General features: G+C 73.8%; 23 protein-coding genes. 18 read left to right on the top strand and 5 right to left on the bottom strand.

The annotated features are described in order from the left end of the window. Positions 1–28: 28 nt before the first annotated feature. The 8 genes from K330_RS0115985 to K330_RS24620 all read left to right on the top strand — a co-directional run bounded on the left by K330_RS0115985 (position 29) and on the right by K330_RS24620 (position 8,718). On the top strand, positions 29–991 hold the full coding sequence (locus K330_RS0115985) for an electron transfer flavoprotein subunit alpha/FixB family protein (RefSeq protein ID WP_022922821.1): 963 nt from the start codon (positions 29–31) through the stop codon (positions 989–991). A gap of 146 nt (positions 992–1,137) precedes the next feature. Then, complete coding sequence (locus K330_RS0115980; RefSeq protein WP_029202767.1) at positions 1,138–2,355, top strand: cysteine desulfurase family protein; 1,218 nt, start codon at positions 1,138–1,140, stop codon at positions 2,353–2,355. 26 nt (positions 2,356–2,381) lie between these two features. Next, positions 2,382–3,512 carry a tRNA 2-thiouridine(34) synthase MnmA gene (gene mnmA, locus K330_RS0115975; RefSeq protein WP_022922819.1) on the top strand — a complete coding sequence of 377 codons (1,131 nt, stop codon included), beginning with the start codon at positions 2,382–2,384 and terminating at the stop codon, positions 3,510–3,512. Between the two features lie 4 nt (positions 3,513–3,516). Then, the gene (locus K330_RS21855; RefSeq protein ID WP_022922818.1) at positions 3,517–4,584 is read left to right on the top strand and encodes a uroporphyrinogen decarboxylase/cobalamine-independent methonine synthase family protein; all 1,068 of its coding nucleotides are present in this window, start codon (positions 3,517–3,519) and stop codon (positions 4,582–4,584) included. Beyond that, positions 4,581–5,594: a DMT family transporter gene (locus K330_RS21850; RefSeq protein WP_022922817.1), complete on the top strand. Its 1,014-nt coding sequence runs from the start codon at positions 4,581–4,583 to the stop codon at positions 5,592–5,594. The genes K330_RS21855 and K330_RS21850 overlap by 4 nt, the downstream gene beginning before the upstream one ends. Then, complete coding sequence (ligA, locus tag K330_RS0115960) at positions 5,591–7,783, top strand: NAD-dependent DNA ligase LigA (protein WP_022922816.1); 2,193 nt, start codon at positions 5,591–5,593, stop codon at positions 7,781–7,783. The genes K330_RS21850 and ligA overlap by 4 nt, the downstream gene beginning before the upstream one ends. Then, the gene (locus K330_RS0115955; RefSeq protein WP_029202766.1) at positions 7,780–8,268 is read left to right on the top strand and encodes a mycothiol transferase; all 489 of its coding nucleotides are present in this window, start codon (positions 7,780–7,782) and stop codon (positions 8,266–8,268) included. Before ligA ends, K330_RS0115955 begins: the two co-directional genes overlap by 4 nt. A 24-nt stretch (positions 8,269–8,292) precedes the next feature. Next, positions 8,293–8,718: a glutaredoxin domain-containing protein gene (locus K330_RS24620; protein ID WP_022922814.1), complete on the top strand. Its 426-nt coding sequence runs from the start codon at positions 8,293–8,295 to the stop codon at positions 8,716–8,718. Between the two features lie 22 nt (positions 8,719–8,740). On the opposite strand, the gene K330_RS24615 is transcribed toward K330_RS24620, so the two are convergent. The 3 genes from K330_RS24615 to K330_RS0115935 all read right to left on the bottom strand — a co-directional run bounded on the left by K330_RS24615 (position 8,741) and on the right by K330_RS0115935 (position 11,165). Continuing rightward, a complete protein-coding gene (locus K330_RS24615; RefSeq protein WP_022922813.1) occupies positions 8,741–9,511 on the bottom strand; it encodes a VOC family protein in 771 nt (256 codons plus the stop codon). A 98-nt stretch (positions 9,512–9,609) separates the two neighbouring features. Further along, on the bottom strand, positions 9,610–10,689 hold the full coding sequence (locus tag K330_RS0115940; RefSeq protein WP_022922812.1) for a hypothetical protein: 1,080 nt from the start codon (positions 10,687–10,689) through the stop codon (positions 9,610–9,612). Further along, complete coding sequence (locus tag K330_RS0115935) at positions 10,686–11,165, bottom strand: hypothetical protein (RefSeq protein ID WP_156875849.1); 480 nt, start codon at positions 11,163–11,165, stop codon at positions 10,686–10,688. The genes K330_RS0115940 and K330_RS0115935 overlap by 4 nt, the downstream gene beginning before the upstream one ends. 79 nt (positions 11,166–11,244) lie before the next feature. Between K330_RS0115935 and gatC the strand changes: the two genes are divergently transcribed. The 5 genes from gatC (at position 11,245) to K330_RS0115910 (ending at position 16,356) form a co-directional block, all read left to right on the top strand. Beyond that, the gene (gene gatC / locus K330_RS0115930) at positions 11,245–11,541 is read left to right on the top strand and encodes an Asp-tRNA(Asn)/Glu-tRNA(Gln) amidotransferase subunit GatC (RefSeq protein ID WP_022922810.1); all 297 of its coding nucleotides are present in this window, start codon (positions 11,245–11,247) and stop codon (positions 11,539–11,541) included. Positions 11,542–11,543: 2 nt separating this feature from the next. Continuing rightward, the gene (gene gatA, locus K330_RS0115925; protein ID WP_029202765.1) at positions 11,544–13,130 is read left to right on the top strand and encodes an Asp-tRNA(Asn)/Glu-tRNA(Gln) amidotransferase subunit GatA; all 1,587 of its coding nucleotides are present in this window, start codon (positions 11,544–11,546) and stop codon (positions 13,128–13,130) included. Then, positions 13,127–14,680: an Asp-tRNA(Asn)/Glu-tRNA(Gln) amidotransferase subunit GatB gene (gene gatB, locus K330_RS0115920; protein WP_022922808.1), complete on the top strand. Its 1,554-nt coding sequence runs from the start codon at positions 13,127–13,129 to the stop codon at positions 14,678–14,680. Before gatA ends, gatB begins: the two co-directional genes overlap by 4 nt. Before the next feature lie 173 nt (positions 14,681–14,853). Next, positions 14,854–15,807 carry a 2-hydroxyacid dehydrogenase gene (locus K330_RS0115915; protein WP_308423427.1) on the top strand — a complete coding sequence of 318 codons (954 nt, stop codon included), beginning with the start codon at positions 14,854–14,856 and terminating at the stop codon, positions 15,805–15,807. Positions 15,808–15,840: 33 nt separating this feature from the next. Beyond that, positions 15,841–16,356 (top strand): SixA phosphatase family protein, encoded by a 516-nt coding sequence (locus tag K330_RS0115910; protein ID WP_022922806.1) that lies wholly within the window; start codon positions 15,841–15,843, stop codon positions 16,354–16,356. Between the two features lie 229 nt (positions 16,357–16,585). Here the strand turns inward: K330_RS0115910 and K330_RS0115905 are convergent, their stop codons facing one another. Beyond that, positions 16,586–17,380: a deoxyribonuclease IV gene (locus K330_RS0115905; protein ID WP_022922805.1), complete on the bottom strand. Its 795-nt coding sequence runs from the start codon at positions 17,378–17,380 to the stop codon at positions 16,586–16,588. A gap of 153 nt (positions 17,381–17,533) precedes the next feature. Between K330_RS0115905 and K330_RS0115900 the strand changes: the two genes are divergently transcribed. From K330_RS0115900 to K330_RS0115880, 5 genes are all read left to right on the top strand, one after another. Then, the gene (locus K330_RS0115900) at positions 17,534–18,460 is read left to right on the top strand and encodes an ABC transporter ATP-binding protein (protein WP_029202763.1); all 927 of its coding nucleotides are present in this window, start codon (positions 17,534–17,536) and stop codon (positions 18,458–18,460) included. Next, entirely contained in the window at positions 18,453–19,325 is an 873-nt protein-coding gene (locus K330_RS0115895; RefSeq protein WP_029202762.1) for an ABC transporter permease, read from the top strand. Before K330_RS0115900 ends, K330_RS0115895 begins: the two co-directional genes overlap by 8 nt. A gap of 32 nt (positions 19,326–19,357) precedes the next feature. Next, on the top strand, positions 19,358–20,167 hold the full coding sequence (locus K330_RS0115890; protein WP_029202761.1) for an ABC transporter permease: 810 nt from the start codon (positions 19,358–19,360) through the stop codon (positions 20,165–20,167). 69 nt (positions 20,168–20,236) lie between these two features. Beyond that, a complete protein-coding gene (locus K330_RS21840; RefSeq protein ID WP_051145647.1) occupies positions 20,237–21,127 on the top strand; it encodes a hypothetical protein in 891 nt (296 codons plus the stop codon). A gap of 35 nt (positions 21,128–21,162) precedes the next feature. Continuing rightward, on the top strand, positions 21,163–22,263 hold the full coding sequence (locus K330_RS0115880; RefSeq protein WP_022922802.1) for a branched-chain amino acid aminotransferase: 1,101 nt from the start codon (positions 21,163–21,165) through the stop codon (positions 22,261–22,263). Positions 22,264–22,284: 21 nt separating this feature from the next. Here K330_RS0115880 and K330_RS0115875 read toward each other — a convergent pair whose 3' ends face one another. Next, the gene (locus K330_RS0115875; RefSeq protein WP_022922801.1) at positions 22,285–23,148 is read right to left on the bottom strand and encodes a hypothetical protein; all 864 of its coding nucleotides are present in this window, start codon (positions 23,146–23,148) and stop codon (positions 22,285–22,287) included. Positions 23,149–23,185: the final 37 nt, after the last annotated feature.

Here is a 23,185-nt window from a genome sequence, read left to right as displayed (position 1 = left end):
CCACGAGACCCACAGGAGCAACGACACAATGGCTGAAGTTCTCGTCCTGGTCGACCACGTCGACGGCGACGTCCGCAAGTCCACCCTCGAGGCCCTGACCGCGGCCGCCCGCCTGGGCGAGCCGGCCGCGGTGTTCGTCGGCGCCGGCGCCCAGGGCGCCGCCGAGGTCCTCGGCCGGCACGGCGCGACCACGGTGTATGCCGTGGAGTCGCCCGAGGTGGCTGAGCACCTGGTCGCCCCGACCGCCGAGGTCCTCGCCCAGCTGGTCCAGGAGCACTCCCCGGCGGCGGTGCTGCTGCCCTCCTCCAACGACGGCAAGGAGATCGCCGCCCGCCTGGCGATCAAGACCTCCTCGGGCCTGGTCACCGACGCCGTCGACGTCGCCCCGGCCGACGGTGGCGGCGTGCAGACGGTGCAGTCCGTCTTCGCCGGGTCCTACACGGTCACCTCGGTGGTGGCCCAGGGCTGCCCGGTGGTCACGCTCAAGCCCAACTCCGTCCCCGTGGAGGAGACCGGCGGCGGCGCGGCGACCGTCCAGGCGGTCGACGCGCAGGTCTCCGACGCCGCCAAGGCGGCCCGGATCACCGAGCGCAAGGAGAAGGCCGCCTCCGGGCGCCCCTCCCTGACCGAGGCCGCGATCGTGGTCTCCGGCGGCCGGGGCACCGGTGGTGACTTCGCCCCGGTCGAGGCCCTGGCCGACTCCCTGGGCGCCGCCGTGGGCGCGTCGCGGGCGGCGGTCGACGCCGGCTGGTACCCGCACTCGAGCCAGGTCGGGCAGACCGGTGTGTCGGTCTCTCCGCAGCTCTACGTCGCCGCGGGCATCTCCGGGGCGATCCAGCACCGCGCCGGCATGCAGACCTCCAAGACGATCGTCGCGGTCAACAAGGACCCCGAGGCCCCGATCTTCGAGCTGGTCGACTACGGCGTCGTCGGCGACCTCTTCACCGTCCTGCCCCAGGCCACCGAGGAGATCAGCAGGCGCAAGGGCTGACCGCGCGCCGCGGACGTCCCGTGGGAGTGCTGAGCATGCCGGCACTCCCACGGGACGTCCTGCGTCCGGCCCCCTCCAGCCCCCGGCCCCCGTCGGCCCCTGTCCGGCCGGGTGCTCCCCGCACGCCCACGTAGACTCGTCCGGTGCTGACTCCGACCCCCGTCTACCTCGACCACGCCGCCACGACGCCGGTGCTGGACGAGGTCGTCGAGGTGGTGGTGCGCACCATGCGCCAGGTCGGCAACGCCAGCTCCCTGCACAGCCCCGGCCGGGAGGCCCGCCGCGTCGTCGAGGAGTCGCGCGAGCGCGTGGCCGAGGCGTTGCGGGTGCGGCCCTCCGAGGTGATCTTCACCTCTGGCGGCACGGAGTCGGACAACATCGCGGTCAAGGGCACGTATGCCGCGCGCCTCGCCGCGGGCCGCGACAGCGGTGCCCGTCGGGACCGGCTGGTCGTCTCCGGCGTGGAGCACCACGCCGTGCTCGACTCGGTGGAGCACCTGGTCCGGCACCAGGGTGCCCGGGTCACGTGGGTCGAGCCGGACGCCGACGGTGTCGTCACCCCCCAGGCGCTGGCGGCCGCGATCGAGGCGGACGGCGGCCCGGGCACGGTGGCTCTCGCGAGCGTGATGTGGGCCAACAACGAGGTCGGCACCGTCCAGCCCGTCCCCGAGCTGGCCGCCGTGGCCCACGAGCACGACATACCCTTCCACTCCGACGCGGTCCAGGCCCTCGGCCAGGTCCCGCTCGACCTGTCCGCGGTCGACCTCGGCGTCGTGACCGGGCACAAGATCGGCGGCCCCCTGGGGGTGGGCGTGCTCACGGCCGGCCGCGACCAGTCGCCGGTGCCCCTGACCCACGGCGGCGGCCAGGAGCGTCAGCTGCGCTCGGGCACCCTGGACACCCCGGGGATCGCCGGCCTGGCCGAGGCTGTCGCGCACGCCGCCGAGCACCAGGCCAGCCACGCCCGGCACCTGTCGGTCCTGCGCGACGCGCTCATCGAGGGGGCGCTCGCCCTGGACGACGGCATCACGGTCAGCGGCCGCTGGTCCCCGGGGGACGTCACCGGCCGCCTGCCGGGCAACGTCCACCTGCGCGTGGCCGACTGCGAGGGCGACTCGCTGCTCTACCTGCTCGACGCGGCGGGCATCGCCTGCTCGACCGGCTCGGCGTGCCAGGCCGGCGTCCCGCGCCCCAGCCACGTGCTGCTGGCGATGGGCGTGCCGGAGGCCGAGGCACGGGGTGCGCTGCGGCTCACCCTCGGGCACGGCTCGGAGCGGGCCGACGTCGACGCCTTTCTCGCCGCCCTGCCGCCGGCGCTCGAGCGCGCCCGCCGCGCCCACGCCGCCTCCCGGAGCCGGGCGTGAGCCGCATACCCCCGAAAGGAGGGCGCATGAGGGTCGTCGCCGCGATGAGCGGCGGGGTCGACTCCGCCGTCGCCGCCGCCCGGATGATCGACGCCGGCCACGAGGTCGTCGGCGTCCACCTCGCCCTGGCGCAGTCCGCCGCCACGCTGCGCGAGAGCGCGCGCGGGTGCTGCACGCTCGAGGACGCCGGGGACGCCCGCCGCGTGGCCGACCGGCTCGGCATCCCGTTCTACGTCTGGGACATGGCCGAGCGCTTCCGCGAGGACGTCGTCGAGGACTTCGTCGCCGAGTACGCCGCGGGCCGGACCCCCAACCCGTGCCTGCGCTGCAACGAGAAGATCAAGTTCGCCGCGCTGCTCGACAAGGCGCTGGCGCTGGGCTTCGACGCTGTCGCGACCGGCCACTACGCCCAGGTGGTGGAGGTGCCCGACGCCGCGGCCCCTGGCGGTGTGCGGCGCGAGCTGCACCGCGCGGTCGACGCCGCCAAGGACCAGTCCTACGTCCTGGGCGTCCTCGACGCCGAGCAGCTGGCGCACTCCTTCTTCCCCCTCGGCGACACCACCAAGCCGCAGATCCGGCAGGAGGCGGCCGAGCGCGGCTTCTCGGTGGCGAAGAAGCCCGACAGCCACGACATCTGCTTCATCGCCGACGGCGACACCCGCGGCTGGCTGGCGGACCGGCTCGGGTCACGCCCGGGCCCGGTCGTCGACCCCGACGGCACGGTGCTGGGGGAGCACGGCGGCGCCCACGGCTACACGGTGGGGCAGCGGCGCGGCCTGGGGCTGAAGGTGCCGCCCGCCGACGGGTCCAAGCGGTATGTCGTCTCCACCGACACCACCACCAACACGGTGGTCGTCGGCCCGGAGGAGCTGCTCGGCGTGGACCTGGTCGCCGCCGACCACGTGCGCTGGTGCGGCCCGGCGCCGACCGGGGAGCTGCGCGTCGGGGCCCAGGTGCGCGCCCACGGCCAGGAGCACCCGGCCACCGTGCAGGTCGAGAGCGGTGGCGGCAGCCCCGACCGACTCACCGTCCGCCTGGACGAGCGGATCCGCGGCGTCGCGCCCGGTCAGTCGGTCGTCCTCTACGACGGCACCCGCGTGGTGGGCTCGGGCACGATCGCCCGCGCCGGGCGCGCGTCCGGCGCGACCGTAGGGTAGGGACGTGCCCGAACCCTCGCCCGACACCCACGGCAGCACCCCGACGGCCACCCCGGACGGAGTCGTCGCGACCGGCGTCGGCTCCTGGCCCGGCACGGACGTCCGCGAGGCCCTGCGCGTCCTGCGCGGCGAGCTCGCGGGCGCGGTGCCCGAGGGCGTGACGGGTATGCCGTACCTGCCCGAGCTGCCCGCCCGCGGGCCCGGCGCGGAGCTGCTCGGGCGCACCGCCCACCTGCTGGTCGACCTGCCCGTCGACCTCCAGCCGCAGGGCTGGCGCCTCGTCGACCGTCCCGGCCGGGACGCCGAGCGGACGGCCTCCCTGTGGCGCCAGGACCTCGACGAGCTGGCCGAGGCCTTCGACGGCTACCGGGGCCGGCTCAAGGTGCAGTCGGCCGGGCCGTGGACCCTGGCCGCCTCGCTGTGGCTGCCGCTGGGCGACCGCGTCCTGTCCGACCCGGGGGCGACCCGCGACCTGGCGGGGTCCCTGGCCGAGGGCGTCGCCGCGCACGTGGCCGCGGTGCGGCGGCTGGTGCCCGGCGCCGAGGTCGTCGTGCAGCTCGACGAGCCGTCGCTGACGGCGGTGTCGCTGGGGCACATCCGCTCCGAGTCCGGCTACCGGGTCCTGCGGACGCCGGAGGCCGGCGAGCTGGCCTCCGCCCTGGGGGCGGTCGTCGACGCGGCCCGTGGCGCCGGCGCGGTGCTCGTCGCCGCCCACTCCTGCGCGGCCGACGTGCCGCTGGACGTGCTGCGCAGGGCGGGAACCGACGCGGTCAGCCTCGACGTCTCGCTCCTGGGCACCGCCGGCTGGGAGCGGGTGGCCGGCCTGCTCGACTCCGGCGTGGCCCTGTGGGCCGGAGCCCTGCCGGCCGACCGGGGCGCCGCCGTGGTGCCCGCACGCGTCGAGGAGCTGACCAGGCGCTGGCACGAGCTTGGTCTGCCCCCGCGCCAGCTCGCCGACCTGACCGTCACGCCCTCCTGCGGCCTGGCGGGCGCCGCCCCCGACCTCGCCCGCGACATCACCGCCGGCACGGTGGCCGCGGCCGCCCGCCTCGCCGAGGTCGCACTGGCGTGAGCCGCCGGACCGGCGCGCTGCCCTGGCAGGTCTGGTACGTCGCGCTCGCCTTCATCTGGGGCTCCAGCTACCTGCTCATCAAGCTGGGCCTGGGGTCGCTGACCGCCGTCCAGGTGGCCTCGCTGCGCATCGTCTGCGGGGTCGCGGTGCTGCTCGTCCTGCTGGCCGCGACCCGCACGCGGCTGCCGCGGGGCCGGCGCACCTGGGGGCACCTGCTGGTCACCGGCACCCTGCTGTGCACGCTGCCGTGGACGCTGTTCGCCGTCGGGGAGGAGCGCGTGACCTCCGCCGTCGCGGGCATCTCCAACGCCACGACGCCGGTGGTCGCGGTGCTCGCCACGGCGCTGCTGCTGCCCGGGGAGCCGGTGGGGCGCCGCCGCCAGCGCGGGGTGGCGATCGGCTTCGCCGGTGTCGTGCTCATCGCCCAGCCCTGGTCGGCCGAGCGGGGACCGGACCCGGCGGGCCTGGCGATGGTCCTGGCCGCCTCGGCCAGCTACGGGGTGGGATGGACCTACGTGCGGCGCTTCCTGCACGGGGTCGACCCCGGCGGCCTGTCCATGCCGGCGGCCCAGGTGCTGGTCGCGGCGGCCCAGGTCCCGCTGCTCGTCCTCGGCGACTGGTGGCTGCGCGGCGCACCCGCCGGCGGGCCGCTCGCTCCCGGTGGCCCCGACGGCACGGCCTCCGGCTGGGGCCTGTGGGGACCGGTCCTGGCCGTGGTCGTCCTCGGCGTGGTGGGTACCGGGCTGGCGCAGGCGATGCAGTATGCCGTGGTGCGGGCCGCGGGCCCGACCGTCGCCACGAGCGTCACCTACCCGATCATCGTCGTCTCCGTGCTGCTCGGCGTGCTGGTGCTGGGGGAGTCCGTCGGCCCGGTCGTGCTCCTCGGCGCGGGCGTCGTGCTCGTCGGGTCGTTGCTGATCACCGGGCCGCGCCGGCCGGGGCGCGCCCGTGGCGAGGGCGCACCGCATACCCCTGGGGTGTCGGTGGACCCTGCGAGGATGGGCCGGTGAGCGAGAGCACCCTCCCCGAGACCCAGCCCGCCGACGACGTGCCCGAGCAGGCGCGGCACCGCTGGACGGACCTCGTCGAGCAGATTCGTGCCCACCAGTTCGCCTACTACGTCAAGGACGCGCCGGTCATCAGCGACGGCGAGTTCGACGCGCTCGTGCGCGACCTCGAGGCGCTGGAGGAGGAGCACCCCGGGCTGCGCGTGCCGGACAGCCCGACGCAGGTGGTCGGCGGCACGTTCTCCACCGAGTTCACCGCGGTCGACCATCTGGAGCGGATGCTCAGCCTCGACAACGCCTTCTCCCCCGAGGAGCTGGACGAGTGGGCCGCCCGGGTGGAGCGTGAGGTCGGTGGCGCCGAGGTGCACTACCTGTGCGAGCTGAAGATCGACGGTCTGGCGGTCAACCTGCTCTACGAGGACGGCCGGCTCGTGCGCGGCCTGACCCGGGGCGACGGGCGCACGGGGGAGGACGTCACCCTCAACGTCCGCACGATCGAGGGGGTCCCGCACCAGCTGCGCGCCCCCGAGCAGCAGGAGGCCGAGGGCGTGCCCGAGGAGGGCGCGGTCGTCGAGGGCGGTGACGACACGGGCGAGCCGGTGCCGGTGCCGCGGCTCGTGGAGGTCCGCGGCGAGGTCTACTTCCCGGTCGCGGCGTTCGAGGAGCTCAACGCCCGGCTCGTGGAGGCCGGCAAGCCGCCGTACGCCAACCCGCGCAACACCGCCGCCGGCTCGCTGCGGCAGAAGGACCCGCGCGTCACCGCCTCGCGCGGCCTGCGGATGCTCGTGCACGGGATCGGCGCGCGCGAGGGCTTCGACATCGCCAGCCAGTCGCAGGCCTACGAGCTGCTGGCCGCCTGGGGGCTGCCGGTCTCGGACCGCACGAAGGTGCTCGGGTCGGTCGAGGAGGTCCGCGACTACATCGCCTACTACGGCGAGCACCGGCACGACGTCGAGCACGAGCTCGACGGGGTCGTCGTCAAGGTCGACGAGGTGCCGGTGCAGCGCCGGCTCGGCTCGACCTCGCGCGCGCCCCGGTGGGCCATCGCCTACAAGTACCCGCCCGAGGAGGTCACGACCCGGCTGCTCGACATCCGGGTCGACGTCGGCCGCACCGGCCGGGTGACGCCGTGGGGGCTGATGGAGCCGGTGCAGGTGGCCGGCTCGACCGTGGAGCGGGCCACCCTGCACAACGCCTCCGAGGTGGAGCGCAAGGGCGTGCTGATCGGCGACACGGTGGTGCTGCGCAAGGCCGGCGACGTCATCCCCGAGATCCTCGGGCCGGTGGTCGACAAGCGCGACGGCAGCGAGCGGGCGTTCGTCATGCCCACCGAGTGCCCGTCGTGCGGGACGACGCTGCGGCCGGAGAAGGAGGGCGACAAGGACATCCGCTGCCCCAACAGCAAGGAGTGTCCCGCCCAGCTGCGCGAGCGCCTCTACTCCCTGGCCGGCCGGGGCGCCTTCGACATCGAGGCGCTCGGCGGGGAGGGCGTGGGCGCCCTCCTGGACGCCGGCGTGCTGACCAACGAGGCGACGCTGTTCTCCCTCACGGCCGACGACGTGCGCTCGGTGCCCTTCTACACGCGGGCGGCCAAGAAGGGCGACCCGCCGGAGGCCGTGGTCGACGGCCGGGTGCTGTCGGCCAACGGGGTCAAGCTCGTCGAGAACCTGCAGCAGGTGAGGTCCCAGCCGTTGTGGCGGGTGCTGGTCGCCCTGTCGATCCGGCACGTGGGCCCGACGGCGGCACGGGCCCTGGCGACCGAGTTCGGGTCGATGGAGGCCGTCCGGGCGGCCTCGGTGGAGGAGCTGGCGGCGACCGAGGGGGTGGGCCAGGTGATCGCCGAGTCGGTCACGGCGTGGTTCGAGGTCGACTGGCACCGCGAGATCGTGCAGCGGTGGGCGGCAGACGGGGTCCGGATGGCCGACGAGCGCGACGAGTCGGTCGAGCGCACGCTCGAGGGGCTGACCGTCGTGGTCACCGGCTCCCTGGAGGGCTTCAGCCGCGACGAGTCCAAGGAGGCGATCGTCAGCCGGGGCGGGAAGGCCGCGGGGTCGGTGTCGAAGAAGACCGACTATGTCGTGGTCGGCGCCAACGCCGGGTCCAAGGCCGCCAAGGCCGAGGAGCTCGGAGTGCCGGTGCTCGACGAGGAGCAGTTCGTGCAGCTGCTCCGGACCGGGTCGGTGGACGCATGAGCGCGGGTATGCCGCAGCTCGCCGACGAGGACTACCTCGCCTTCGTCGACACCGCGCTGGAGGGGATGCTGGCGACCTGCCGTGAGCTGGGCGACGGCGTGGTCAACCAGCGGCTGGACCCGCCCGGCAGCAACAGCCCCTACGCGATCGTCGTCCACTGCGTCGGGGTCATCGACTTCTGGGCCGGGCACAAGGTCGCAGGCCGCCCTGACCACCGCGACCGGGACGCAGAGTTCCGCGCGGCCGGCACGGTCGCCGAGCTCGAGGCGCTGGTGCACGGGGGCCGGGCGCGCCTCGCGGACGCGGTGGCGCGCGCCGACTGGTCCGCCCCCTGCGTCGGGCAGCACCGGCCTGAGACCCACGCGCGCCCCGCGGGCCGCACCCAGGGCGGCGCGCTGGTGCACGTGCTGGAGGAGCTGGTCCAGCACCGCGGCCAGCTCGAGGTGACCGCCGACGTGCTGCGGCATACCGCGGGCGCCGGCTGAGCCCGGCTTGGCACACTAGGGGGCATGCGCCGCCTGTGGATCGTCCTGCTCGCCCTCGTGGTGGCCGTCGTCGGGGCGTCCGTGTGGCAGCGTGACTGGCTCTTCGCCGCCGCCTACGCCGCCGGCGGTCTCGCCCTCGTGTGGTGGACCGCCCCGTGGCGGGGCGGGCGCACCACCACCCACCAGGAGGTCCTCGCCATGCCCGAGTCCGAGCGGTCCGTCGTCATCTACTGGAGGCCCGGCTGCGGCTTCTGCCAGCGCCTGAAGGGACACCTGGGGGCGGCGGGAGAGCAGGCCACCTGGGTGAACATCTGGCAGGACGAGGAGGCCGCCGCCTACGTGCGGGAGGTCAACGGCGGCAACGAGACGGTGCCCACGGTCGTGATCGACGGCGTCCCGCACACGAACCCCCGGCCGGCGAAGGTGCTGGAGCGTCTGCAGGCCTTGTGACGGAGCCCTTCGACGAAGGGGGTCAGACCCGTGACAGCACCGAGAGGACGTTTCCGGACGGGTCGGCGAACCAGGCGATCTGCGGGCCCTCGTCGCGGACGATGCCCAGCTCGTCCTGCTCGAAGCCGGCGTAGCGCTGGAACGTCACGCCCCGATCGGTGAGGGCGCGCACGGCCGCCTCCACGTCGGCGACCGGGAGGTTGAGGACGGTGTAGGTCGCCGGGACGTGGTCCTCCTTGGGGTAGACCATCACCCGGGTGCCGCCGAGGCCGATGCTCAGCAGCCCCATCGCCTCCTCCCGCACGTCCAGCCCGAGCGTCCCGGCGTAGAACCGCCGGGCGGCCTCCAGGTCGGCGACCGCAAAGCTGCTGAAGGCCTCGTCGGCGAGCAGCCCGCCGGGCAGGGGTCCGTCCGTCCCCTGCATCGCGGCGCGCTCGGCGTCGCTGAGCTGGATCACCTGGACGTAGTTGCCGTCCGGGTCCTTGGCGGTGGCGAAGAGGCAGCCGTCGCGGTCCTCGAGCGGCGCCGCCCAGGTCCCGCCCTGCTCCTCCACCCGGGCGGCCACGGCACGGGCGTCGTCGACCTCGAGGTTGAGGATGGTCCGGGCAGGGTCGGGGTGCCGAGGCTGCACGTCGTCGCGGGGGTCGATGAACAGATAGACCCCACGGGCGTAGCCCAGGATGCGGTAGTCGCCCATGCGGACATCGGTCTCGGGGGGCACCACCGCGGTGTACCAGGCGTGCAGCCGGTCGGGGTCGGTGGTGCCCAGCATCACGCTGCTCAGGCGGGTCATGGTCGTCTCCTGTGCTCCCGGCCGGACGGTCCGGCCCCTCACGGGTGTCAGACCCGTGAGAGGACGCGGACTCATCGGCAGGGGCGGGAGAGGACCGCTCAGGCGTGCCGCTCGCGTCGGCCGAGATGGAAGCGGCCCGGGCGGTCCGGCCGGTCGGCGTGGTCGTGCTCGCGCCGGCGACGCAGCAGGACCGCGCCGCCCGAGGCGGCCAGCAGCGTCAGGCCCGCCACCAGCACGGCGCCACCGGCGCCGAGCGAGCCCTCGGTCCACTCGACGAGCGCCTCGGTCACGGCCATCGTCAGGGCGAGGACCCCGACAGCCAGGAACGGCCACTCGCCGCGCCACCAGTACAGGCCGAAGAGCCCCAGGGCCACGGCCAGGGTCGCGCCGTGCGCCCAACCGGGGTTGTCGTGCTCGAGCAGCAGCTGCGCACCCAGGAGCAGGAGCAGCGCGCCCACGCCGGACCCCGCCGTGCGCTCCGCCCAGCCCCGGCGGGTCAGGAGCAGCCAGCCGCCCGCGACGGCCAGGGTGATCCCGCCGCGCACGAGCTCGCGTCCGTCGCCCTCACCGAGCCAGACGCTCGTCAGCAGCATCACGGTCGCGGCGCCGAGGGCCAGGTGGAGCAGGACCGACGGCACCAGCAGGTAGCCACCGACCAGCACGACCAGCGCCAGCCCGACGCCGGCTGTCATCGACAGGTTGTGCTCGTCGAAGGACGCCGGAGGGACGGTGGCGTCGTAGACCCAGCTGCCCAGCGCCACCCCGGCGGAGACGGCGGCTGCAGCCACGAGGGTCCCGGCCAGCAGCCGGACCCGCAGGCCCACCCGGGTCGGCGCGCGCCACGACCCGCCGGCCACGCGGACGAGCGTGACCGCACCGGCGAGGAGGACGGCGGCCACGGCCGCCAGCAGCAGGGTGCGCTGCAGGGGGCTGAGGTCGCCCCAGTACTGCGCGCCGAGCAGGATGACGGCAGCCACGACGAGTGCTGCCCCGGCGTAGGCGCCCACCTCGGTGAGGCGGGGCCCGACGCGCGGGCGGGCCGCTGCCTGCTCCTGCTGGGGAAGGGTGGCGAGCGTCTGCTCGACCACGGACTCGGCTGCGTCGACCCGCTGGGGGTCGACGAGCCCTGCACCGACGAGGGCCGTCACGACGCGGCCCGGAATGCCGCTCTCGCTCATGGGTCCAGGATACTCCTGAGGGTATGCGGCGGGAGCGCCCGTACCAGCGGGTCCCGCGGGTCCACCTGCACCTCGCACGAGGACGCCGTCCGCCAGCCGTCCGGTGCCGCCCACCCGTACCGGACCGAGGTGCCGTCCCGGTCGGCCTCGCACAGCCCCTCGTGCCGTGGAGCCGACCCCAGGTCGGTGGCACCGACCGCGGCGTGGACCCGGTCCAGCTGGCGCGGCCGCAGCTCGCCCCTCGTCGATCCCCGCTCGTCCTCGTAGGTCCAGGTCCCGTCAGCCTCCACGAGCAGCGTGCTGAAGCACGCTCCCTCGGCACACAGGCCTCCCCAGGTATGCCGTTCGGCCAGCGGTCCCTCCGCGGGCTCGCGGCCCGGGCTGCTGAAGGTGCAGGACGAGAGCGACATCGCGACGACGGCCGTGGTGGCGGCACGCAGGGCGCGGGTGGTCGCGGAGGCTGGCCACGGTGACATGACGGTGCGACGCACGAGCCCGGCTGTCGGCTCCCGGGCCCGTCCGGGCGGTCGGCCTCCCGACCTTAGACTGGCACCCATGTCCAACCTCTCCCGCGACGACGTCGCGCACGTCGCCATGCTGGCGCGGATCGAGCTCGAGGAGCACGAGCTCGACACCCTCGCCGGCCAGCTCGACCAGATCGTCGACTGGGTCGGCCAGGTCAACGAGGTCGCCGCCGCCGACGTGCCGCCGATGTCGCACCCGCTGCCCCTGGTCAACGTCACCCGCCCCGACGAGGTGCGTCCGAGCCTGAGCGCCGAGCAGGCGCTGGCCAACGCGCCCGACCCCGAGGACGGGCGCTTCGGCGTGCCGCGGATCCTGGACGAGGAGTGAGCATGACGACCACCACCGACAGCACGGCATACCCCGACCTGACCCGGCTCACCGCCGTCCAGATGGCCGACGCCCTGGCGGCGGGGGAGTTCACCTCCGTGGAGCTGACGCAGGCGCACCTGGACCGCATCGAGCGGCTCAACCCCGCGCTCAACGCCTTCCTCCTCGTCGACGCGGAGGGGGCCCTGGCCACCGCGGCGAACGTCGACGAGGCCCGGGCGGCCGGCGAGGAGCTGCCCCGCCTGGCCGGGGTGCCGATCGCCGTCAAGGACATCGCCTGCACGCGTGGCCTGACCACCACCGCCGGATCCCGCATGCTCGAGCACTTCGTGCCGCCCTACGACGCCACGATCGTCACGAAGCTGCGCGAGGCCAGGATGCCGATCCTCGGCAAGACCAACATGGACGAGTTCGCGATGGGCTCCTCCACCGAGCACAGCGCCTACGGCCCCACCCGCAACCCCTGGGACCTCGAGCGCATCCCCGGCGGCTCCGGCGGCGGGTCCTCCGCCGCCGTCGCCGGCTTCCTGGCGCCGCTGGCGATCGGCTCGGACACCGGCGGCTCGATCCGCCAGCCGGCCGCCGTCACCGGCACCGTCGGGGCCAAGCCGACCTACGGCGGCGTGAGCCGCTACGGCATCATCGCCCTGGCCTCGAGCCTGGACCAGATCGGCCCGTGCGCCCGCACCGTCGCCGACGCCGCGCTGCTCCACGAGGTCCTCGGCGGGCACGACCCGATGGACTCCACCAGCATCGACGCCCCGGTCCCGCCGGTCGTCGCCGCGGCCACCGGCACCCGCGACCTCACCGGCCTGCGCGTCGGCGTCGTCAGGGAGATCGGCGGCGAGGGGTTCCAGGAGGGGGTGCAGGCGCGCTTCGAGGAGTCGCTGGACCACCTGCGCGCCCTCGGCGCCGAGATCGTCGAGGTCTCCTGCCCGCACTTCACCTACGCCATGGCGGCCTACTACCTGATCCTGCCGTCCGAGGCGAGCTCCAACCTGGCCCGCTACGACGCCATGCGCTACGGCCTGCGGGTCGAGCCCGACGGCAGCCCCAGCGCCGAGCAGGTGATGGCCTCCAGCCGCGACGCCGGCTTCGGCGACGAGGTCAAGCGCCGGATCATCCTGGGCACCTACGCCCTCTCCAGCGGCTACTACGACGCCTACTACGGCCAGGCCCAGAAGGTCCGCACCCTCATCGCGCGCGACTTCGCCGCCGCCTTCGAGCAGGCCGACGTCCTGGTCAGCCCCACCGCGCCGACCACCGCCTTCCGGATCGGCGACAAGCTCGACGACCCGATGTCGATGTACCTCAACGACATCGCCACCATCCCGGCCAACCTGGCCGGCGTCCCCGGGATGTCGATCCCGTCGGGCCTGGCGGAGGAGGACGGGCTGCCCGTCGGCATCCAGATCCTCGCGCCCGCCATGGAGGACCAGCGCATGTATGCCGTGGGCGCGGCTCTCGAGGCCCGTCTCACCGAGGCCCAGGGCGGCTTCGTCATCGAGCGGCTGCCCGAGGTGCCGGAGCGCGCACCGGCGGCGGCACCGCATACCCGCTCCGACGAGACCGAGGAGGCGCGCGCGTGACCGCGACGACTGGCGGCTCCGCCGCCGCTACGGAGTTCCTTACCGTTCCTTTCGATGAGGTGCTGACCCGCTACGAGCCGGTGATGGGCCTGGAGGTCCACGTCGAGCTGTCCACCGCCACGAAGATGTTCTGCGGCTGCGCGCAGTCGTTCGGCGCCGAGCCCAATACGCGCACCTGCCCGGTGTGCCTGGGCCTGCCCGGCGCGCTGCCGGTGGTCAACGCCACGGCCGTCGAGTCGGCGATCCGCATCGGCCTGGCGCTGAACTGCCAGATCGCGCAGTGGTGCCGCTTCGCCCGGAAGAACTACTTCTACCCGGACATGCCGAAGAACTTCCAGACCAGCCAGTACGACGAGCCGATCGCCTTCAACGGCTACATGGACGTCGAGATCCCGGCCGAGGACGGTGAGGGGGTCGAGACGTTCAGGATCGAGATCGAGCGCGCGCACATGGAGGAGGACACCGGCAAGTCGACGCACGTCGGCGGGGCCACCGGCCGCATCCACGGCGCCGACTACTCGGTGGTCGACTACAACCGCGCCGGCATCCCGCTCATCGAGATCGTCACCAAGCCGATCACCGGGGCCGGCTCGCGCGCACCCGAGGTGGCCAAGGCCTACGTCTCGGCGCTGCGCGACCTGATGAAGGCCCTGGACGTCTCCGACGTGCGGATGGAGCAGGGCTCGATGCGCTGCGACGCCAACGTCTCGCTCATGCCGATCGGCGCGGAGGTCTTCGGCACCCGCACCGAGACCAAGAACGTCAACTCGCTGCGCTCGGTCGAGCGTGCGGTGCGCTACGAGATCACCCGGCACGCGGCGATCCTCGACGCCGGCGACAAGATCGTCCAGGAGACCCGGCACTGGCACGAGGACACCGGCATCACCACCTCGGGCCGACCCAAGTCCGACGCCGACGACTACCGCTACTTCCCCGAGCCGGACCTGGTGCCGGTGGCGCCGAGCCGGGAGGACGTGGAGCGCCTGCGCGCCACCCTGCCGGAGAACCCGGCGGTGCGCCGCCGCCGGCTGCAGGGCGACTGGGGCTTCACCGACCTGGAGATGCGCGACGTCGTCAACGCCGGTGCCGTCGACGTGATCGAGGAGACCGTCGCGGCCGGCGCCTCGCCGGCCGCCGCCCGCAAGTGGTGGTCCGGCGACCTGGCCCGCCGCGCCAACGCCCAGGGTGTCGCCGTGACCGAGCTGGGCGTGACGCCGGCCCACATCGCCGAGCTCGACGCGCTCGTCTCCGGGGGCCGGCTCAACGACTCGATGGCCCGCCAGGTCGTCGAGGGCGTCGTCGCCGGTGAGGGCACGCCGACCGAGGTCGCCGACGCCCGCGGGCTGGAGCTCGTCCAGGACGACGGCGCGCTGCAGGCCGCCGTGGACAAGGTCATCGAGGGCAACGCCGGGGTCGTCGAGAAGATCCGCGGCGGCAAGGTGCAGGCGGTCGGCGCGCTCATCGGCCAGGTGATGAAGGAGATGCGGGGCCAGGCCGACGCCGCCCGGGCGCGCGAGCTGATCCTGAGCACCCTGGGCGTCGAGGGCTGAGGACGTGCCGGGAAGGTTGTTCACCCGACGCCCGGCCTGCGGAAGCCACTCACGTGAGTGGGTCGTGCACGCCATACCCCGCGGGTGGGCGCACAGCGCACTCAGGTGAGTGGGGCGTGCACGCCGGGCGAGACCCGACCCACCTGGACCGGGTGGTGACGGAGCGTCGTAGCGTGAGCCAGGTGACCTCCTCCCCGACCGTCGCCGTTCCCACCGTGTTCGTCGAGCACCTCGACCCCGTCGAGGGCGTCGAGGTGCTGCCCTACGACCCCCGGGACCTGCAGACGCCGCCCGGGGGCGGGCGCGACGTCGACGTGCTGTCGCTGCCGTTCACGGCCGGCCGGTGGATGACCCGGCTCGACGAGATCGCCGGGCTGCGGGGCGTGGTGCTGGCGAGCGCGGGCTTCGAGCACGCGCTGCGCTACCTCCCTGCCGGCGTGGACCTGGCCAACGCCGTCGGCGTCCACGACACGGCGACCGCGGAGATGGCCCTGACGCTCATGCTCGCCTCGCAGCGGGAGATTCCCGGCTACGTCCTGGCCCAGTCCGAGGGCCGCTGGGACCGCTCCGGCGCGGGGCAGCGCCGCTCACTGGCCGACTCCCGGGTGGTGGTCCTGGGCTACGGCGGGATCGGGCGGGCGCTCGCGCAGCGGTTGGTGGCAGCCGAGTGCGAGGTGGTCGCGGTGGCCAGCCGCGAGCGGGCCGGCGACGACCTGGTCGAGCGGGTGCACGGCATCGACCGGCTGACCGACCTGCTGCCGGGAGCTGACGTGCTCGCGGTGGCGGTCCCGCTCACCGACGCGACGCGGGGGCTGGTGGACGCGACCGCGCTCGCCGCGCTGCCCGACGACGCCCTCGTCGTCAACGTCGCCCGCGGCCCGGTCGTCGACAACGAGGCGCTGCAGCGCGAGTGCGCGGCCGGGCGGCTGCGGGCCGCGCTCGACGTCACCGACCCCGAGCCGCTGCCGGAGGGCCACCCGCTGTGGTCGACGCCCGGGGTCCTGGTCAGCCCGCACGTCGGTGGTGGCACCCCCGCGTCCTACCCGCGGATGGGGCGCTACCTGAGCCGCCAGCTCACCGCATACCGGGACCACGGGCGCCTGGACCACGTGGTCGCGACGGGCTGACGCGGGGGCGGTGCCCGGCGCTAGCGTGGGGGCATGACCCGCACGCTCGTCGTCGTCCGGCACGCCAAGGCCGAGCAGTCGCACCCCCAGGGTGACTACTCCCGCGAGCTCGCGCCGCGCGGCGTGGCCGACGCGCAGGTGCTCGGCCGGTGGCTCGCCGAGGAGGAGCTCCTGCCCGACCTGGTGCTGTCATCGCCTGCGGCCCGCACCCGGCAGACGACCGAGCAGCTGCTGGCCGGGGCCGGGGTGCCCGACGTCGAGGTATGGGGTGGTCGCGGGCTCTACGACGGGGGCCCCGCCCAGGTGCTCGACGCCGTCCGCGAGGTGCCGGAGGAGACGGCCACGCTGTGGCTGGTGGGGCACCAGCCGGTGATGGGCATCGTCACCGCGGGGCTCGCCGACCAGCAGCGCTCCGACCGACGCGCGCTGGACGCCGTCGAGGACCACGTCCCGACGGCGAGCTGCGCGGTGCTGACCCTCGACGTCGACTGGGCCGAGCTGGACAGCGGCCAGGCCCGGCTCGTCGCCTTCCACACCGCCCGGGCCTGATCACCGACGACGTCGGGTGCACGCCCTCCACCCGACCGACGACGTCGGGTGCACGCCCTCCACCCGACCGACGACGTCGGGTGCACGCCCTCCACCCGACCGACGACGTCGGGTGCACGCCCTCCACCCGACCGACGACGTCGGGTGCACGCCCTCCACCCGACCGACGACGTCGGGTGCACGCCCTCCACCCGACCCCCCCCCACCCGACCGAGGACGTGGTGCGCCCTCAGACCCGGTCGCGGAGCCAGGCGAAGTCGGCCTGGTGCTCCTCGGGGCCACCAGGGGTCTCGCAGATCACCGGCGCCCCGGCGTCGCGGACGACCTTGGCCAGCTCATCGGGGTCCAGCTGGCCCGCGCCGAAGCTGGTGTGGCGGTCCGCGCCCGAGTCGAACCCGTCCCGGCTGTCGTTGGCGTGGACGAGGTCGATCCTGCCGGTGATGGCGTGGATCCGCTCGACGGCCTCGGTCAGCGAGATGCCTCCGGCCCACGCGTGACAGGTGTCGAGGCAGAAGCCGACGTTCTCCGCACCGTCCGCCGCTTGCACCGCTGCCCAAAGGCCCTCGATCCGCTCCAGCCGGCGGGCCATGGCGTTGTCGCCACCGGCGGTGTTCTCGATGAGCACGGGCACCGTGAGGTCCGTCGCCTCGATCGCCTTGCGCCAGTTGTCGAAACCCTTGGCCGGGTCGTCGCCCTTGTTGACGTGCCCGCCGTGGACGATCAGCCCCTTGGCCCCGATCTCGGCCGCCGCGTCGACGTGCTGCTGCAGGAGCTTGCGGCTCGGGATGCGGATGCGGTTGTTGGTCGTGGCGACGTTGACGATGTAGGGCGCGTGCACGTAGAGGTCGACCCCGGCCTCCTCCGCCGCGGCACGCAGCGCCGGGGCGCCCCCGGGATAGCGGACCTCCGGTCCCTTGAACCCCTGCGGGTCGCCGAGGAAGTGCTGCACGAGCGTCGTGCCCCGTGCGAGCGCCTCGGCCACCGGGTCGGCCTGGTCCACGTGCGCACCGATCCTGATCGTCATACCCGCCACTCTAGGCAGAGGACCGGACGACCGTCCTCGGTGGTGGTGGGGGCGTACATACGCCGTCGTCGGTGGGGGTGGGGGCGTGCAGACGGCGTCGTCGGTCGATAAGGGTTGGAGGTTTGTCGGCCGTCCGACGTAGAGTCCTGCGACGTGGCAGAACCGGTGATCAGCGCACGTGGCTTGCGCAAGGTGTACGGCGACTTCACCGCCGTCGACGGCATCGACTTCGAGGTCCAGCCGGGGGAGAGCTTCGGTCTGCTCGGTCCCAACGGCGCCGGCAAGTCGACGACGATGCGGATGATCGGCGGCACCCTCGACCGCTCCGGCGGCGAGCTGCAGGTGCTCGGGATGGACCCCGCCGACCACGGTCCCGAGGTCCGCGCGCACCTGGGCGTGATCCCGCAGCAGGACAACCTCGACGAGGAGCTGCGGGTCCGCGAGAACATCGTCATGTACGGCCGCTACTTCGGCCTGCCCCGCTCCTACCTGCTGCCCAAGTCCGAGGAGCTGCTCGCCTTCGCCCAGCTCGAGGCCAAGGCGACCGAGAAGGTGGGCAACCTCTCCGGGGGTATGAAGCGCCGGCTCACCATCGCCCGGGGCCTGGTCAACGAACCCCGCATCCTGCTGCTCGACGAGCCGACCACCGGCCTGGACCCCCAGGCCCGGCACATCCTGTGGGACCGGCTCTTCCGGCTCAAGGAGGCGGGCACCACGCTCGTGGTCACGACCCATTTCATGGACGAGGCCGAGCAGCTGTGCGACCGGCTCATCGTGGTCGACCAGGGCCGGATCATGGCGCAGGGCTCGCCGCGCGAGCTGATCCGGGACCACTCCACCCGTGAGGTCGTCGAGGTGCGTTTCGGTTCCGAGCGCAACGCACGGGTCGTCGCCGAGCTGGAGGGCGTGGGCGTGCGCAACGAGGTCCTGCCCGACCGCATCCTCATCTACACCGCCGACGGCGAGGCCTCCCTGGAGGAGATCGGGCGCCGCGGCCTGCACCCCGTCACCTCCCTCGTGCGCCGCTCCTCCCTGGAGGACGTCTTCCTCCGGCTGACCGGGAGGAGCCTCGTTGACTGACCACGCCCGCGTCGAGGCCGACGCCGACGCCACCGCGCTCGCCTACTCCGGCCGTGCGCCGGAGCACGCCGTCATGGCCGCGCGCGCCCGCGCCCGGGGGGTCTGGTACTACGCCGAGACCGTCCTGCGGGGCATGCGGGCCTACTTCTGGCCGATCGTGCTCTACTCCGTCGGCCAGCCCCTCCTCTACATGGTCGCGATGGGCATCGGGCTGGGCACGCTGGTCAGCTCCGGGGTCGGGGCGGTCGACGGGGTCGACTACCTGACGTTCGTGGCCCCCGCCCTCCTGGTCTCGACCGTGGTGATGTCGGTGACCGCCGAGATGACCTACCCCGTGATGGCCGGGTTCAAGTGGCAGCGCCTCTACTACGCCCCGATGGCGACCGCGGTCAGCCCGGGCCAGATCGCCCTCGGCCACCTCGTGGCGGTCGTCATCCGCTTCCTGGTGCAGGCGGCGATCTTCTGGCTCGTCATGCTGGCCTTCGGCGCCGCGCCCAGCGGCTGGTCGTTCCTGGTCATCCCGGTCGGTGTCCTCGCCGCGACGGCCTTCGGCGCCCCGCTGCAGGCCTACGCCGCGACGCTGACCGACGAGGGCTTCCAGTTCGCCTTCATCCAGCGCTTCGTCGTGATGCCGATGTTCCTCTTCGCCGGCACCTTCTTCCCGCTGTCGGTGATGCCGGTCTACCTGCAGTGGATCGGCTGGATCTCGCCGGTGTGGCACGGCACCGAGCTGGCCCGGCTGGCCACCTACGGGGCGCCGCTGTCCCCGCTGATGCTCACCGTGCACGTGGGCTTCCTGCTGGCCTGCACCGTCGCGGGGCTGATGCTGGCGGTCCGCTTCTACACCCGGAGGCTGCGCTCGTGACGACCCCCGCACCCGTGCCGCCCACGACCACCCTGGCGGCACCGCACACCCGGCGCCTGCCCCTGCGCTCGCTCTCCTCGGGCAACGTGGCCGCGGTCCTGGAGCGCGGCTTCACCGTCATCCGCAACCAGAACTGGATGATCCTGGTCTCGGGCTTCTTCGAGCCGGTCTTCTACCTGCTGGCGATGGGCATCGGCATGGGCGGGCTGGTGGGCGACGTCACCGGCCCGGCCGGCGAGCCGATCCCGTACGCCGCCTACATCGCCCCGGCGCTGCTGGCGACCTCGGCGATGAACGGCGCGATCTACGACTCGACGTGGAACGTCTTCTTCAAGCTGCGCTTCGCCAAGCTCTACCAGGCGATGCTGCAGACCAGCCTCGGGCCGCTCGACGTGGCCCTCGGCGAGATCCTCATGGCGCTGTTCCGGGGGTTCATCTACGCCCTGGGCTTCCTCGGGGTGCTGGCCGTCATGGGCCTGGTCACCAGCTGGTGGGCGCTGCTCATGGTGCCGGTCGCGGTGCTCATCGCCCTCGGCTTCGCGGCGCTGGGGATGGGCGTCACCAGCTACCTGACGACGTTCCAGCAGATGGACCTCATCAACTTCGTCATGCTGCCGATGTTCCTCTTCTCGGCCACCCTCTACCCGATCACCGTCTACCCCGAGGCGATCCAGTGGTTCGTCATGGCGATGCCGTTGTGGCACGGCGTCGAGCTGATGCGCCAGCTGTCGTTCGGGCACCTGACCGGCGCGACGCTGGTCCACGTCGGCTACTTCCTGGGCATGACCGCTGCGGGCCTGTGGTTGACGACCGTGCGCCTGCGCCGCCTCTTCCTGCGCTGAGCCCCACCCGGGCGCACGGCCGGGTGGGCGCGGGCGAGGTATGCGGTGCGCGCGCTTAGGGTGGAGCCCGTGAGCACCGTGCTGGACCCCGACTCCGCCGACCTGACCCTGCTGCAGGACCGGCAGGTCGCCGTCCTCGGCTACGACGCCGTCGCGGAGGCGCACGCGCTCAACCTGCGCGACTCCGGCGTCGACGTGTGGGTCGGCACCGACCCGGACAGCCGGCGTGCGGCCAGCGCCGAGATGGAGGGACTCAACGTGGCGCGGCCCGAGGAGGCCGTCCACCACTGCGACATCGTGCTGGTCCCGGAGGCCGACGACGGCAGCGCCGCCCCCGGCGCCATGGACACCGCCGACCTGCAGCGGCTGCTCGACGAGCACACCGAGCCCGGCGACCTCGTCATCGTGACCTCCGGCGCCCAGGTGCTGCCCGGTGCGCTCAGCGTGCCCGAGGGCGTCGACCTGGCGATGCTGCGGGCCGTCGGCGACGGGCACCGCATCCGGGACGAGTACCTCGACGGACGGGGCTGCCCGGCCCTGGTGGCCGTCGCCCGGGACGGCAGCGGCGCCGCCTGGGCCACCCTGACGGCCTACGCCGCCGCGATGGGCTCGCTGCGCTCGGGCGCCATCGTCACCACCGTCGAGCACCAGGCCACCGCTCTCGAGCTGGCCGACGAGCGGGTCCACACGCCGCTGCGCAAGGCGGTCGAGGCGGCCTTCGAGGAGCTGGTGCGCCGGGGCGTCGAGGAGGAGGTCGCCTACCTCGCCGTCGTGCACGACCTGTTGACCCGCGTGGACCAGATCAACGGGGCCGGGTTCGCCAGCCAGTACGGACCCGCGGGGCAGCCGCTGGGCGACGCCCTGCAGGAGCCCTCGAGCCGCCGCGCCGCGGCCCGCGCCGCCCACCCGCTGGAGCACGTCGGCCGGCGGGTCCGGGCAATGATGAGCTGGATCCGCTGACGCGACCGTCGGGGGAGCGGACTACGCTCGGCCCCATGACCACGACGCCGACGTCCACGTCCTTCGCCGTCACCGAGCGCAGCGAGCGCCGTTCGCCGGAGGAGATCGCCCGGCTGCTGGAGAACCCCGGGTTCGGCAGCCTGTTCACCGAGCACATGGCGGTCATCGACTGGGACAGGGAGCAGGGCTGGCACGACCCGCGCGTGGTGCCCTACGGCCCGATCCAGCTGGACCCCTCCGCGGCGGTCTTCCACTACGCCCAGGAGATCTTCGAGGGGATGAAGGCCTACCGGCACGCCGACGGCTCGGTGTGGACCTTCCGGCCCGAGCGCAACGCCGAGCGGTTCAACGCCTCCGCCCGTCGGCTGGCGATGCCCGAGCTGCCGCCGACGATGTTCCTCGACGCGATCAAGGAGGTCGTCACCCTCGACCAGGGATGGGTGCCCCCGGCGGAGTCGGGGGAGACCTCGCTCTACCTGCGCCCGTTCATGATCGCCACCGAGGAGGCGCTCGGGGTCCGCCCGAGCAACCGCTACCTCTTCTCGGTCATCTGCTCCCCGGCGGGGGCCTACTTCACCGGCGGCCTGAAGCCGGTCAGCCTGTGGGTCAGCGAGCAGTACGTCCGCGCGGCCCTCGGCGGCACCGGCGCCGCCAAGTGCGGCGGCAACTACGCCTCCTCCCTCGCCTCCCAGGCCGAGGGCATCGAGAACGGCTGCGACCAGGTCGTCTTCCTCGACGCCCAGGAGCACCGGTACGTCGAGGAGCTGGGCGGCATGAACCTGTTCTTCCTCTACGCCGACGGGCGGGTGGTCACCCCCGAGCTGACCGGCACGATCCTGCCGGGTGTCACCCGCTCCTCGCTGCTGGAGCTGGCCCGCGAGCGCGGCCTGCAGGTGCAGGAGCGCCGCTTCACCATCGACGAGTGGCGCGAGGGCGTCGCCAGCGGCGAGATCACCGAGGTCTTCGCCTGCGGCACGGCCGCGGTCATCACGCCGGTCGGCCGCCTCGCGTGGAACGGCGGCGAGGTCGCCATGCCGCAGAGCCACGAGGTGACGATGTCGCTGCGCCAGGAGCTGCTCGACATCCAGTACGGCCGCGCCGAGGACCGGCACGGCTGGATGTACCAGCTGGTCTGACCCGCTGCGTGGCGGCGCTGCTCAGCCCACGGGGCCGAGCACGTCGAGGGTCTCGAGCAGCCGGCGGCGCAGCGCGTTGCTACGCACCGTGAAGCCGCGCTGGGCCCGGGCGTACTCCGCCCTGCCCTCGGCCGTCTCGATCCGCACCGGCTCGTAGCCCAGCTCGCGCAGGTCGTAGGGCGCGGCGCGCATGTCCAGCTCGCGGACGTCGCGCGCCAGCCCGAAGGCCTCCACCGTGATCTCGCTGGGCACCGTGGGGGCCAGCTTGAAGCACCACTTGTAGAGGTCCATGCCGGCGTGCAGGCAGCCGGGCTGCTCCATCGCCAGCTGGCCCTCCCGGGTCGGGGTCAGGGTGTTGCGCGGTGCCGCGTCCGGGGTGAAGAACCGGTAGGCGTCGAAGTGGGAGCAGGCGACCGTGTGCGTCTCGACGACCTCGTCGGTGCCGGCGCTGCCCAGCCGCAGCGGCCACCCGCCGTGCCGCACCTCATCCTCTCCGGCGCGGTAGACCATCGCCCACTCGTGCAGGCCGAAGCAGCCGAACCGTCCGGGCCGCGACAGGGTCGCGGTGAGCAGGTCGCGCACGAAGCCGACGGCCCGGCCGCGCCGGTCCCGGAACCGCTCGAGGTCGAGGTATGCCGTGCCGTCGGCCACCGTGTAGAACGACCAGCCCGCCCGCTCGGTGGCCCCCTCCAGCCCGACCCCGGCCCCGGGGTGCCAGCGGGCCAGCTGCGCGGGACGGAAGGCGTAGTACTCCCACAGGAAGTCGTCGACCGGGTGCCTGCGGCCCTGCACCCGACGGGCGAGCCGGTCGGCCGACAGCTGCTCGACGGCAGCGGCGTGCGCCGCGGCGCGCTCGCGCCATACCTGCTCGGGGAGGACCTGCACGGTGTCCCACGGTACGTCGGCCGAGGACCCGCCCCGC

It is taken from the genome of Ornithinimicrobium pekingense DSM 21552, from assembly GCF_000421185.1.
In the GTDB taxonomy this organism is placed as follows: Bacteria; Actinomycetota; Actinomycetes; order Actinomycetales; family Dermatophilaceae; genus Ornithinicoccus; species Ornithinicoccus pekingensis.
The sequence above is the reverse complement of the archived record's forward strand: the minus strand, read 5'-3'. Positions and strand labels throughout refer to the sequence as shown.